General features: G+C 31.5%; 11 protein-coding genes and 1 pseudogene. 4 read left to right on the forward strand and 8 right to left on the reverse strand.

Translation table 11 applies throughout. The annotated features are described in order from the left end of the window. Positions 1–4 precede the first annotated feature (4 nt). Positions 5–202, forward strand: a complete 198-nt coding sequence (locus tag C7N41_RS03025) for a helix-turn-helix domain-containing protein (RefSeq protein ID WP_105964262.1) — start codon at positions 5–7, stop codon at positions 200–202. A gap of 40 nt (positions 203–242) precedes the next feature. On the opposite strand, the gene C7N41_RS03030 is transcribed toward C7N41_RS03025, so the two are convergent. Together C7N41_RS03030 and C7N41_RS03035 are read right to left on the reverse strand one after the other, a co-directional pair. Then, positions 243–827: a hypothetical protein gene (locus C7N41_RS03030; protein ID WP_105964263.1), complete on the reverse strand. Its 585-nt coding sequence runs from the start codon at positions 825–827 to the stop codon at positions 243–245. A gap of 23 nt (positions 828–850) precedes the next feature. After that, positions 851–1,372, reverse strand: coding sequence for a hypothetical protein (locus C7N41_RS03035; protein ID WP_105964264.1), 522 nt, complete (start codon positions 1,370–1,372; stop codon positions 851–853). Positions 1,373–1,500: 128 nt separating this feature from the next. Here C7N41_RS03035 and C7N41_RS03040 point away from each other — a divergent pair, with 128 nt between their 5' ends. Both C7N41_RS03040 and C7N41_RS03045 read left to right on the forward strand, forming a co-directional pair. Next, the gene (locus C7N41_RS03040; protein ID WP_105964265.1) at positions 1,501–1,959 is read left to right on the forward strand and encodes a MarR family winged helix-turn-helix transcriptional regulator; all 459 of its coding nucleotides are present in this window, start codon (positions 1,501–1,503) and stop codon (positions 1,957–1,959) included. A gap of 11 nt (positions 1,960–1,970) precedes the next feature. Continuing rightward, entirely contained in the window at positions 1,971–2,489 is a 519-nt protein-coding gene (locus C7N41_RS03045; RefSeq protein WP_105964266.1) for a GNAT family N-acetyltransferase, read from the forward strand. Positions 2,490–2,549: 60 nt separating this feature from the next. Here the strand turns inward: C7N41_RS03045 and C7N41_RS03050 are convergent, their stop codons facing one another. Beyond that, positions 2,550–3,899, reverse strand: coding sequence for a dihydrolipoyl dehydrogenase family protein (locus tag C7N41_RS03050; protein WP_105964267.1), 1,350 nt, complete (start codon positions 3,897–3,899; stop codon positions 2,550–2,552). A 292-nt stretch (positions 3,900–4,191) separates the two neighbouring features. On the opposite strand from C7N41_RS03050, the gene C7N41_RS03055 reads away from it, so the two are divergent. Continuing rightward, on the forward strand, positions 4,192–4,506 hold the full coding sequence (locus C7N41_RS03055; RefSeq protein ID WP_105964268.1) for a hypothetical protein: 315 nt from the start codon (positions 4,192–4,194) through the stop codon (positions 4,504–4,506). Between the two features lie 49 nt (positions 4,507–4,555). On the opposite strand, the pseudogene C7N41_RS03060 reads toward C7N41_RS03055, so the two are convergent. The 5 genes and pseudogenes from C7N41_RS03060 to C7N41_RS03080 form a co-directional block, all read right to left on the reverse strand. After that, positions 4,556–5,935: pseudogene (locus tag C7N41_RS03060) on the reverse strand (aldehyde dehydrogenase family protein); the annotation flags it as partial. An 84-nt stretch (positions 5,936–6,019) separates the two neighbouring features. After that, positions 6,020–9,742: a helicase-exonuclease AddAB subunit AddA gene (gene addA / locus C7N41_RS03065; protein WP_105964269.1), complete on the reverse strand. Its 3,723-nt coding sequence runs from the start codon at positions 9,740–9,742 to the stop codon at positions 6,020–6,022. 2 nt (positions 9,743–9,744) lie between these two features. Continuing rightward, on the reverse strand, positions 9,745–13,317 hold the full coding sequence (locus C7N41_RS03070; RefSeq protein WP_105964270.1) for a PD-(D/E)XK nuclease family protein: 3,573 nt from the start codon (positions 13,315–13,317) through the stop codon (positions 9,745–9,747). 123 nt (positions 13,318–13,440) lie between these two features. Further along, the gene (locus C7N41_RS03075) at positions 13,441–13,806 is read right to left on the reverse strand and encodes a hypothetical protein (protein WP_105964271.1); all 366 of its coding nucleotides are present in this window, start codon (positions 13,804–13,806) and stop codon (positions 13,441–13,443) included. Between the two features lie 22 nt (positions 13,807–13,828). Further along, positions 13,829–14,389 (reverse strand): NAD(P)H-binding protein, encoded by a 561-nt coding sequence (locus C7N41_RS03080; protein ID WP_105964272.1) that lies wholly within the window; start codon positions 14,387–14,389, stop codon positions 13,829–13,831. Positions 14,390–14,482 lie beyond the last annotated feature (93 nt).

The raw sequence follows: 14,482 nt of genomic DNA on the forward strand, positions 1-14,482 counted from the left end.
TAGAATGATTAAAATATCTCTAGATATTATTATGCTAAAAAGAAATATGTCTTCAAAAGAGTTAGCAAAAGAAATAGGAATAACACCTGCTAATTTATCAATTTTAAAAAATAATAAAGCTAGAGGTATAAGATTTAATACTCTAGAAAAAATATGTAAAGCATTAGATTGCAATCCTGGAGATATAATTAAAAGAGAATAAAAAATGGTTCCCAATAAATTATTGAGAACCATTTTTTTATTTATTTTTGTTTATTATTATAAATAAAGTATCCATCGTAACTTTTTTTACTGTTTAATTTATTATTTTTGGTTTTATTACTATCAAAAGACCAAATATAAATATGATTTTTATCATGTACTTTAACTAAATTAGTAACTCCAGTCATGCCAGAATCATTAAATTCATAATACATGGCACTATGTTGTTTAGATGGCATTGCACCTGCTTTTAATAAATAATAATTATTGCCTAAATATTTATAATGGGGATTCATTCCTGCCATTGCTGAATATGGAACTCCACTACCAATCTCTTTTTTCTTCATATTATAATTAATAGTCATTGGATTGTAACCCATGCCAGATGTGAATGAAGTAAAAGCTCTATTATAGCCTGGTTGTTCAAAAGCTAATTTACTATGTTTATTACCACCATGTTTTATATAATTAGTACTCCAATCACCTTTACGAACAAGAATTTTAGGGTTGCCCTTATGCCAAACATTTTTGCTGGCAGCATTAGTATTACCAATATTTAAAGCAAAGGCTACTACAAATATTGATAATATTGCCGTCATTAATGCAATAATTTTATGTGATCTCATAAATATCTCCTTAAGATAAATTTTTATATACCCACTTTTGACCTACTAATATTACTACGCATATCAGAATAATCTTTTTGAATTTTGTTTCTAGTCCAAACTTCAATTCCATTCATCAATGTATAACTTTTTAGAACTCGTTTACCATGAATTCTCTTTTTTGATAACCAAACATATGGGTTTCCATCTTTGTATGGAAATACTTTTCCATTTAAAACATAAGTATTACCGGCAAAGTCCATATCTTTTTTATTAATTTTTTGGACATATAACATGTATTCATTATTTGATTTATGATTATGAACATCATACAACTTCATACCATCTTGATAAACTGCCTTCTTACCAATATACATATGATAAGTTTGCCAATCTCCATAATTATTTTGCCCAGATTCATACCAATTTCCTCTGAGTTCCGTTGGAGTTTCATAATGACCCTTATATTTTGCGTAAGTTGGTTTATTACTAATAACTACAAATAATGTTAAAGCTAAAAGTAATGAACAACAAAAACCAATAATTGATTTTTTATGTAATTCCATAAGTATTATCCCCCACATTTGATATTTAATTAAATACTAAGCCTAAATTAAACGTATGACAATCTTGATTTTAAATGATTTTTATATTATAGTTGCATTTGCAACTATACATCAAGGAGTGAAAAGTTATGGCGCAAAAAGATATTTTGCGAAATATTGGAACTATCGCTCGTGCATTAGATTCAATTAGTAATATTGAATTTAAAAAATATAATTTATCCAAAGGACAATATTTATTTTTAGTGCGGATTTATGAAAATCCAGGAATCATCGCTAAAAGATTAGCTGATTTAGTTTGTGTTGATAAAACAACAGCCAGTCGATCAATTAATAAATTAATCAAGAATGGCTTAGTTAAAAGAATGGATGATAATAAAAATAAAAAGAATAAACATTTATACGTTAGCGAAAAAGGTAAAAAAATTTATCCTATCATTAAGCGTGAAAATGAATATTCTAATGATGTAGCTTTAAATGGACTAACTGAAAATGAAATTAACAATCTTAGTGTACTTTTATCTAAAGCTACTGAAAATGTTGTAAACAATTGGGACACTGTTAAAAATGGCAGCGTTAGAAAATACTAGGAGGTTTAACTATGAATATTAATATGACACCCATCAAGAACGATAATGTTGATACATTAAGAGACATCAGTATTGAAACTTTTAGAGACACATTTGGCGAATATAATAGTGAAGCAGATATGCAAAATTACTTTGATACAGCCTACAATGTTGATGAACTAAAAAAAGAAATTAATGATCAAAATAGTAATTTCAAATTTGTTTTTTGTGATCATAAGTTAGCTGGATATTTAAAATTAAACATTGGGGATAGCCAGTCAGAACTTAAAGTTAAAGATGCCTTAGAAGTAGAAAGAATTTACATCAAAAAAGAATTTAAAAGAAAAGGTCTAGGCACATTCTTAATCAACTATGCAATGGAACAAGCCAAAAAGAATGGCCTAAGTAATGTTTGGTTAGGTGTATGGGAAAATAATGAAGCTGCTATTCATTTCTATAAAAGAATGGGCTTCAGAGAATTCGATGATCACGTTTTCCAATTAGGTAATGATCAACAAAGAGATTTATTATTCAAGAAAACGGTTAGATAAATAAATGTAAAAAAATAAGCGGCTAAATTCATTTTTGAATTTAGTCGCTTATTTTTTATTTTAACCTGGTAAAGCTCCTGTTAGTAATTGCACAATTCCGTATATATCGTCAGGAAATGCCATAATAGCAGCTTCGTCCACTTCTTCTGGAGTCATTTTTTTACTAATAATGATAGAAAACGCATTAGCAATTTGAACTGATTGACCACCTAAAATGGTAGCTCCAACAATTTGATGTTCTTTATTTAGAATAATTGTTGCTTCAGATGTATTTCTATCAGCAGGTTCAAACACTAACATCCCATATGGAACTTTTTTAATTTCATAGTCATCATTATCTTTAACATCTTGAACCTTTAGTCCAACTTGAGCCAAACGTGGTAATGAGAATAATGCTTCAGCAATTGGTGGATATTTAATTGCTGGATTATCATCATTTAAAATATCTTTGGCAATGTAATTAGATTCAAAAGTAGCAGTTGGGGTCAACTTAGGTTCTTTTTTATCGATTGCGTCCCCACTGACAAAGATATTCTTAACACTAGTTCTTAAATGATCATCGACCTGAATTCCTTTAGGACCAGCTGTAATATCTAAATTATCTAAGCCTAGATTTTCATAATTAGCAACTCTTCCTGTAGCATCTAACACATAGTCAGTATTAACTTCTAGGCCTTCTTTGGTCTTTAAAACTAAGCCGTTGTCATTCTTAGTAATTGAATCAACATTTTGATTGAAATCAAAATTGATACCGTTTTTCTTCATTCGCTTTGTTAGTTTTTTAACATATTTAGGATAGAAATTACGTAATGGTTGATCCGAATGTCCGATTACTTCAACTTCTGCTCCTGCCGCACGTGCTAAATCAGCAAATTCATACGAAATAATCCCGGTCCCAATAAAAGTGATATGTTTAGGCATCGTAGGAATGCTTAAAAAGTCACGGCTATCATGTAAATATTCTTGACCTTCAATATTCAATTTAGAAGGACGAAGACCAGTTCCAATCACAATATAGTCAGTTTCATAAATATCTTCACCAACTTGCACATGATTTTCATCTTTAATTGAACCCCAACCATCAATGATATCAATACCTAATTTAGGGAATGATTCTCTGATAGCCTTATGATCAGGATCTGAATCTAACATTTTATGTTTATGCTCCATTAAAGTTGGCCAATCAATTTGCACTTCGACTTTTAGACCAGTAGTATTTTCGACTTGGTGTACAACGTCGGCTGGTCGATCTAATAAGAACTTAGCATTACAGCCATAATTGGTACAAGTCCCAAAAATTTTGTCCCCTTCAATTAAGGCCACCTTTTTACCTTTTTGAGCTAATTTCAAAGCTCCATGCCATGTAGCATGGCCACTACCAATGAACATAACATCATATTTTTTAGTCATAATTATTCTTCCTTCTATCTACATTGTTTAGTTGTTAAACAGTGTAGCAAAATTCAAACTAAAAATATCTTAAAAAGCTCACTAAATTATGGTGATAATATTAAAAAAATAGTGTTACCATAGATTTGATAAAAATAAAATGGAAAACAATTAATAAGGGGATAATAAAATCAACGATTTAATAAAGAAAATATTATTAAATTCAAAATATAGTAATGTCCAATTACATCCATATGAAAATAAATCAAAAGCTGAAGTAAAATATAAAGACAGCTATAGAAGAAAATATTTTGTGCATAATATTATTAGATGTGATTATTGGGTTAAAGACAAAACCATTAAAAATAAAATATTTCATTATATTGAAGAAGAAGAAAATTCAATCAATTTAGCTGGTAACAATAACATTTTAAACAAAGATGATTTGGATACCCTATCAAAATCATTAATGCATTTAATTAAAAAATTAAATTATGATACCCAAAAATATATGCAAAATGGTAAAGAATCAATTTCACCATATGTAGATGTCTTTAGAAAAGGTGATAATGCTTTGTTAAGTATTAGATTAGAAGGCATTCACCCTGCTAAGAAACAAGTAATTTAAAAGAAAAAGCTCACTAAGAAAATAATCTTAGTGAGCTTTTTTATTACATATACTTATCAACTAATTGTTCAAAATTCTTATTTTCTAGTGGGTAAGCAATTGTTTTATAGTTTAGTAAATCAGAATCAGTTACATTATGAGAAATGGAGTTATAACCCCATGAACCAGTTCCAAGGGTTAATGATGGATCCATGCCATTAACAATGTCACCAACCCCACCAATTCCACATTGGGTATTAACTAGAATACGACATGCTTTCATAGTTAAGCCAAATTCAGTAACTAAGTCATCATCAGTTGTACGAATAGCAGCAGTATGACCTAAACCACCATAGTTCAACAATGCTTCAACAATTCTGAAGGCATCTTTACGGTCATTTGCCTTATATACTGAAACTACTGGTGATAATTTTTCACCTGATAATAGATAATCTTTACCAATACCAGTTAATTCAGCAGCTAATACTTTAGTATCAGCAGGAACTTCAATTCCAGCCATTTCAGCAATCTTAGTAGCAGGACGACCAGCGATTGGGCCATTCACACCACCAGTTTTTTCGTTAAACATAGTTTTAGCTAATTTTTCTTGATCAGATTCTTTAACAAAGTAAACACCTTTATCAGTTAATTTACCCTTTAAGTCATCATAAATATCATTATCAATAACTAAACTATTTTCAGTGGCACAAATCATCCCATTATCAAAGGTCTTGGATGCCAAAATATCATTAGCAGCAGCTTCTAAATCAGCTGATTTTTCAACATAAAGTGGACCATTACCAGGACCAACACCTAATGCTGGTTTACCAGTTGAATAAGCAGCCTTAACCATTGCCGGACCACCAGTAGCTAAAGTAGTTGCGACCCCGTCATTATTAATTAATTTATTAGTAGCTTCAATACTTGGTTCAGTAATCCATTGGATACTTTCTTTTGGAGCACCTGCTTTAACAGCAGCATCTAAAACCACTTGAGCAGCTTTTGATGAACTCTTCATAGCTTGAGGATGGAAACTAAAAATAATTGGATTTCTAGTTTTCATTGCCAAAATAGCTTTGAATAAAGTTGTTGAAGTTGGGTTAGTAACTGGAGTAATTCCAGCTAAAACACCAAGTGGTTCAGCAACTTGAACAGTTTTTCTTTCACTGTTCTTATCAACAATTCCTACTGTTTTATGGTCTTTAATGCGATGACCAACTTGACCAGAAGCAAAAATATTTTTAATTGCTTTATCATGAGCAACCCCACGACCAGTTTCTTCATAGGCCATATTAGCTAATTCTTTACTATGTTCCAAACCAGCTTTTACCATTGCATCCACAATCTTGTCTACTTTTGCTTGATCAAAAGTCATCATCGTTTTCAATGCATCATTTGATTTTTTTACTAATTCATTAATCATTTCATCAACTTGAACCATTAAGAACATCCTCCTTCAGAAAAATCCTAATATATGAATACCCTTAAATTGTAACAAATTTCACAAAATGCATTCAACTATTCTGAGACGAATCTAATCAATTTTTTCAGCTTGGTTAATTGATAATAAATATAAGTATTTATCAGTCACTGGTTTATTTAAAATATTCGATAATGCTTTCGCATAAAGATTGATTTGACCACGGTATTTTTCAATAATCTTTGCGACATGCTGATCAACATTATGATTACCAATATAATCAGTTTTGTAATCAAATAAGACTACATGGTCAGAAAATTCTAGATAGCCATCAATAATTCCGTGAATTAATATTTTTTCATCACTATCTTTATCAAAGCCATTAAAGACTAAGTTAGCATTCATCAACATTGAAAATGGTGCTTCTCGTGATAATTTATCATGATTTTCTAAGATTAATTGTCCTAAATCAGTATCAAATAATTTAACCACTTCATCGACATCAATCTTAGCGGCTACTTCTTTAGTAATCACTTGATCTGCCACTAACCTTTCAATTAAATCAATAATTTCTTGATTAGATGGTCGTTTGGATAAGTCTAATTCTTGTAAAATCAAATGGGTTGCCGTTCCGACTTCAGCCGGACTAGGTTGACTAACTGCTTGCATAAACTGTGGCTCATTAAAATCACTATTTACATACCGACTACTTTGTTTATTTTCTTGCCAGTCTTCATCGTAGTTCCCTAAAGTGATGTTATCGGGATCTTCAAATAAACGTTTAATTTCGGAAACTGATTGATAAGCAGTTGTTTGCGTGGCCACTTGATCTGGATATTGATAATCCATAATTTGATCAATCTTATCGACATTAATATCTTCTGGTAGTGGTTGCTTAGCTAATTTTTTAAATGCCGCTAACCACTCCTTATTATCAGTGTTATCACCACTAATTAGATTTTTCGATAAATCATTTTGATTATAAAAGTTTACATCAAATTGCGTTATATCATCATTTAAACCAGTGTAACTAATATCATCCCCAAATTTTTCACGAAAACGTGGATGACGAACTAATGCTGGCCCAATCCAATCTAAATAATTTTTGGCGCCACTTCTTAAAGCATTGGATAACAAGAGTTCATTACTATGAGCAGCTTTTTGCCAGGCATCAATAATCTTAGTACGATCATTGCCATTCTTAGTAGCTCCAACAATGAATAATTGTTGTTCCGCACGGGTTAAAGCCACATATAATTTACGCATTTCTTCAGCTAATAGCCCTTTGTTTTCCACTTGTGTAACAACTTGGCGCTGCAAAGTATCTTCTTTAACTCGATTATTAGGATCTAAATAAGTAATGCCTAAACCTAATTGATCGTTTAATACATATGGTTGTTTGCTATCTTGTTGATTAAAACCATGGGATGCATCAATCAAAAATACCACTGGGAATTCTAGTCCCTTACTTCCATGAATGGTCATAACAGAGACCGCATTAGTATTTTCATCAGCATTGGCCTCATCTAAATCTTCATTTCGTTCTTGCATATGATGAACAAAACGCACGAATTGGAACAATCCTTTAAAACTAGTTTTTTCATAGTCGAAAGCTCGTTCATAAAGGGCATGTAAATTAGCTTGGCGTTGTTTCCCAGCAGGCATTCCACCTACATAATCTAAGAAGCCCGTTGTTTGATAAATATGCCAAATCAAATCCACGATTTCATGTTGTTGGGCAATATTTCTAAATTCATTTAATTGTTCTAAAAAGACTTTAATTTTATCGAAAACTTGATTCCCAAATTCAGTATCCGCAGTTGTTGGATAATCATGCATAAATTTAAGCACCGCATTAAAGTAATCACCAGTTTTAGCATTAATCCTTAAGTAAGCTAACTGATTTTCATTCAAACCAACAATCGGTGAACGTAACACTGCAACTAATGGAATATCTTGGTATGGATTATCAATAATACTCAATAGTGCCATCATAATTTGAATTTCATTGGTTTTGAAATAGCTTTGCGCTCCATTCACAATTAATGGAATATTATGACTGCCAAAAATATCAGATAAGACTAAATTATTGTTTCTAGTTGAAGAAATAATGGCAATATCTGAATATTCAACTGGACGCATCGTTTGCTGCTTACGATCATAAACTGGCATTTGTTTATTAATCATTTCATCAATTTTTTGTGCAACAATTTCAATTTGTCCATGCGCACTATCTTGAATTTGAAATTGTTCATCAACTGCTTCTTCATCAGCATCTTTGCTTTCATACATTAATAAATCAACATTCGCCGTTAAATCATCAGGGTACTTCGCACCAGCTTTTAATTTAGCAGCGTCTGTATAGTCAATGTCCCCAATTTGTTTATCCATAATTTGCGTAAAAATTAGATTAATAAATTCATCAATATTTTTAGCTGAACGGAAGTTATCAGGTAACACGATGGTGTCATCATCTGGATTATCCATTCGATCAATAAACATTGAAGGATCCGCTAAACGGAAACGATAAATGGATTGTTTAACATCCCCCACCATAAACATATTGCTAGGATTTTGCTTAGCAACCGTTGAAATAATGGCATCTTGCAAACGATTATTATCTTGATATTCATCAATCATAATTTCATTATATTGTGATTGTAGAATCTCACGAATACCTTTTGATTTTGCATTATCACCACTCAAAATATCATAGGCATAATGTTCCACATCAATAAATTCCAGTGCATGGCGTTTTAACTTCGCTTGTTGATAACTATCACTAAACGTTAAAACTACTCGTACTAATTTATCCACTAATTTTTTAGAGGCCTGCATGATTGCTAAATTATCAGCTTCATTTAATGCAAAATATTTATCAGGTAATTTTTGAAAGGCTTTTTTAGCATCATTTCGAATATTTTTAATCCGATCATGAGTAGCTTTATCCACATCGTCATAATCTTTATTGGTGCGAGGGAAACTCTTAAATTTAACCTCGCTAAATGTCTTTCTCAAATCATCCCATTTATTTTGTTTTAATGAATCTAAAAGTTGTTGCATTGCTTCAATGTCTAATTGTACGCAAGCAGCTTCTTTTTCTAATCCATTATCTTCGGCAACCGTTTTAGCTGATTCAAATGATAATTTTTGTTGTGCCACTTCATTTTCAATAATGGGTAACAAATGTTTTTGGTAAAAATCACTATCGGTAATGGAACCAGCACCAATGTCATAGATATTAGGCGTTTGCTTTAACCATTCGATGGGATCTTGATTAACATTGGCATAATCATAGGTTTTGAAAACTAAGTTCGTTAAACCATCGTCAGAACGATCATCCGAGAAGTTTTCCGTTAATTGAGCAAAACTATCATCTTTATCATTAGCATACAAATCTTCTCTAACATTTTCCCAGACCTGTTCTTTTAACATTTGGCTTTCCGTCTGGTCTGCTAATAAACGAAAGTTCGGATCTAAGTTAATAATATAGTAGTAATTTTGCACAATTTTCTGACAAAAGGCATCTAAAGTTGAAATGTCAGCAACTGGTAAGCGACGTAATTGCTTCACTAAGAAGACCTTAGTGTCATTATTATCAGTCTGATTAAGCTGTTCACGAAGTGCCGTTTGAATACGATCACGCATTTCTTTCGCTGCTGCTTTAGTAAAAGTTAAAATCAACATTTCATCGATATCAATATGTTCATTCAATAACTTATTAATGACTCGATCTACTAACACGCGGGTTTTCCCAGATCCAGCAGATGCTGAAACTAAAACATTTTTATCAAAGCGATCAAAGACGGCCTGCTTTTGTGGTTTTGTATATTGCATGATTAATTGTCACCCCTTAACTTCTTTAGAATACTTGGTAGGTTATATTCATCAACATCGCGGTAATTGTTTTCATTTAACAATGGGTCAAATTGCATGATGGAACGATAAGGTGTGTACTGCATTGCATCTTGATTTTGGCCCCAGCGAGCTGGCTTCATATCAATATTTCCAGAGAAAATATCATGTCCAGCTTTCGTAATTAATTTTTCATTATGTTTTAACAACAAATCTAAATCATCCGGTTGCACAATGGGACTACTTTTATAATAACTACCATCTTTTTTCTTCCTAATTGGAAAGACTTTCGAACTACCATATTTTTCGTCAGAAATCGTTTCATCAATTTTTTGCAATAAGTCACCGTTATTAACTAAGATTCCTTGGTATTTTTGTTTACTTAAAATTGCATCTTCAAAGGTCTTTCTTAAATCACTCTTGGAATATTTAGGATTAAAAATATGCATGTAAACCGCACCAGCTAATTCAGCCTTACCTTCTTCATCAAAGATCCCTAAATTATGTGCTAATACATCAATATAAGTCATCATTTGCATTGAAGTTCCATCATAAACTTGACCAAAGTCCATTTTACGTTCACTAGATTTGTAATCTACAATGCCTAAATAATCATGACCATCCACATTCATATAGTCGATACGATCAATTCGGCCACGCACATTAATTAACTTTGGCGTTTTGATCTCTTTATCTTCTGGAATATCAAATTTCAATGGTTTTAAATCATTTTTATGTCCCACTTGGCCAAAAGATATTTCAGTCTTGCGTGGACGCATTGGGGTAAATTGACTTTGTTTTTGCATCGTTTCAATCGTGTGTTTAATCGTTTTAATCAATTGTGATTTAATATAATTCATCCGACTAGAACTTTGTAAGATTGTGTATTGCATATCGTTAGGATCTTCTAGCATCTTAGCGGTGACTGTATCGACTAATTCATTCATCGCTTGTTTATCTAGTGTTGATAAGTCCACGTGTTCTTCATTCACTACACGCATTAAGCGATCTAATGCTTCATGATAGAACTGCCCCGTACTTGCTGGTGATAAATCAAAGACATCACGTTCTTTTAAATTCAAACCATACTTCAAGAAATATTCATAAGGATTACTGTAAAATTGTTCCAATTTAGAAATCGAAGTATTTATTTGATCACCGTAAAGTCCAGTAATAATATCATCGGTTAATTTAGTAGGCGTATTATTGTAATCCAAACCACCCAATAATTTATCAGTTAATGCCGCCAAATTATTATCTTTAACTAATTGATTATAAAGATAGTGCCAAACGGGTGCTAATTTAGTATTAGTAGCTTTACTATTTTGACTAGCTTGTACTAAATGCCTTAGGGTTGCACGTTTAGTCCCGATAAATTGGCTGATGATTGGGTCATCGGCTTTAGGCATACTCTTTAAATGTTCCACATCTAAATTAAAGTGATCCACAATTCGTGCTACATATGGAGAAAGATTGATAGAACTGTCATCATCTTCACCTAAAGTATATGAAAAGATTAATTTATCACTACCTGCTAAAAATGCTAAATAGTTTAAAAATGGATCATTAGCCATTTGTTTTTCAGATGTTTCACGCAAATATTGACCGTCAGCAAAACTATCTTCTAAATCATCACGATCGGCATCACTAAATAAAGCTTCATTCGTTACTTTATCGGGCATCACATCATCAGTTGAACCCATCATAAAAATAACTTTGCGATTGTTCATTTGCACAATTCCACTTTCAGAAATTGCAACTTGGTCTAACGTTGAAGGAATTTGCGAATAATTAGCACCTTCAAAGCCACTTTGTAGTAACAACAGGAAGTCTTCTAGTTTAAATTCACGTTCTCCTAAAATTGAAACAAAGTCATCAAGCAAGTTACAAAATGTTTGCCAAACTTGTTCTGGTTGCGAAGCTTCTACTAATTTTCCATCATCAATCGATTGCTTACGCCATGCTTTTAATTGGTCAGCAACCCCCATTTTAATTAAGAATTGATATAAAATTTGAGCTGCTTTCACTCCAGTTTTAGCTCTTTTAATCCGTTTAAAGAATGGAGGTAAATTATCTTTAATAAAGTGGCGAATCATATTAATTTGTTGATCGATTTCCACAAATTTATCTGCTTTTACTCCAAAATCACTATCGGAGAACCATGCGTATTGCCAATCCTCATCTTGTAGCCAACGATTACCTTCATAGCCGTTTTTCAACACTAAATTTTCAGTTAAAGCTACAGCTCTGCGATAATCTTCAATCGAAACATAATCGCCATTTTCATCTTTGGGAATAAATAATTCCGTCTTTAATAAACGCATGACATCGGCATATTGATAACTGCGTTTACTATTAACTGGATCAATATTGAATAATGAATTAATCAGTTCCACTAACGGATGATCTTCCATTGAACGACTAACATCATTAAAAGAAGGAATATCTTCTAAATCAAAAATGGGTGCTAATACATTTTGATAACGGTCTAGATGACGAGTCATTACTAAGAAATCAGAATAATGATAATGCTGAGTTGCTACCATCTGGCGAATCTTAGTTGCAATATGTTCTACTTCTGAGAATGGACTATCTGCACGAAATACTTGAATGGATTCATTATTGTTTAATGGTTCATTCTCAATTGCGCCTAATTTAGTGGATTGTTGCCAATATTTATCAAATGTTTTTAAGTCATCGCTAACACGTTGTTGCTTGGCCATTTGATCCACTAAAATATGGGTCTCATTATCACGCGCAAAATTATAAAAATGATTGTATAATTTGGCAGATTGATAAAAAAGATTGGGACTTTCAGGTAATTGATTAGCATATTTTCGGTCTAAATTTAAAGAAATCGTTACACTTTTAGCATATTGAATTAAGATTTCAACTAAGTGGCGTTCTTGAGCGGTAAATTGGTTAAAGCCATTAAAGTAAAAATGACTGTTAGATAAATCTAGATTACCTGCTAACAAATAATCACAGAATAAATTAATTACATCTGATTTATATAAATATTTACCGTCAGTTTGTTCTTCAAAAGCACGATAAATAATAATAAAATCGTGCATTTTATCATGCAAACTAGATTTTAAATGTTCATTATTTTCATAAATAGTATTTAAATCGTCGGCAGCAATTTGACCTGCTTGCATTTCAGAAATTTGTTGTGAAATTTTTTGGATAAACCCTGGTTGTCCACTTTCACCACGAAAGACTGTTAATTCATCTTGATGATCCAAAATAATTTGATAAATTAACATATTAATTCCTGATTCACTTAAACGGGTACGTTGATATTCAGGATTGTTTTTCATGTAATACCAAACTAGACGGGTAATTGAAAAAGTTTGAAATTTACTTTCCGCATAGATTGATTCATCGTTAAAATTTAACTTTTTTAAGGCCTGAACTTCAGACTCAAACTTGATATGGTTAGGCACCAGATAAAAATACTGATCATTGGGATTTTCATTTAGTGATTTTTTAAGTTGTTCAATAATAACTGCTTCATGGTCATAACTAGCAGTTCCTAAAATAAATTGTAGTGCCATTAAATTATCCCTTCTTTTTCATTAAATAGTATCTATCATTATATATTTTGCAAAAAGAAAACGCCATATTCTAAAAATGTTTCATGTGAAACATTTTCAAAATACAACGTTTGAAATCGCTAATTATGCTTCTGGTAATTTGTTTTCTGGTAACTTATTTTCCTTCAATACTTTATTAGTATATTTTTCAATATCCATAGCAACTTGTTGCATATTTTTATCTTTAGGATCCATATGTCCAGCAGTATCTTGTGCCACTGCCCAATATGCTAAGTTATCAGTTACTGGAATGATATCTCTAACAATTTCCATTTCAATATTTGGACGAGAATTCTTTAATTGCTCAAAAGTATTATAATCGGTGATCATATGCATATATCCACCTTGTTTAGCAACACTCTTGAAGATAACTAAATGTGATTCTTCTCTAGTTGCTGATAATTGTTGTTTAATTTGGGATAATTGTTGTTTATTTAATTGTAATGCCATAATATACACCTCGAATAATTTATTATTCCTCAATTAATCCAATAGATTGATTAAGGAATTCTTTCTTCACAACCACATTGTAAGCTACATTCGCAACGTTATCAAAAGAAACTTTACCATAATCCATTGATTTTCCTTCATCAATAATTTTCAATTTGCCATTATTTTGTTGTGTCATTTCAACTGGTCTTAAAACTGTATATGGAATTTCATATTCATCGACCAATTTCACAGCGTATCGTTGTTCATTTAAATATTCTTTTGCATTATCAACATTATTATATGTAACTTTTTCATTTAGTTCATTATCAATGCCGGCAGTTGATAGCATTATAAATTGCTCTAATGGTGGATTTACTTCATCTAAAGCTGAAAACAATGCTTCAAAGTTTAAATCAACATCCATTGGTCCTAAAAATGAATAAATAATGTTCACATCTTTAACTTCATCTATATATGAACCTTCATTATCAAAGTCAACATCACTAAGAACTTTCACATCATATGATGCATTGTCATGAAACATTGTAATCATTTGTTTGGCAACTGGATTGTTGCCACCTAATACTAAAATTTTCTTCATATTTACCACCCCAGTTTTCACAACTTAAGTGTAACAAACATTATTAAGGGAGTGAATTACAAAATACTTTAAAATTACTTATTTTTAGTTCAT

Origin of the sequence: Apilactobacillus micheneri, from assembly GCF_002993975.1 — a bacterium.
GTDB lineage: Bacteria > Bacillota > Bacilli > Lactobacillales > Lactobacillaceae > Apilactobacillus > Apilactobacillus micheneri.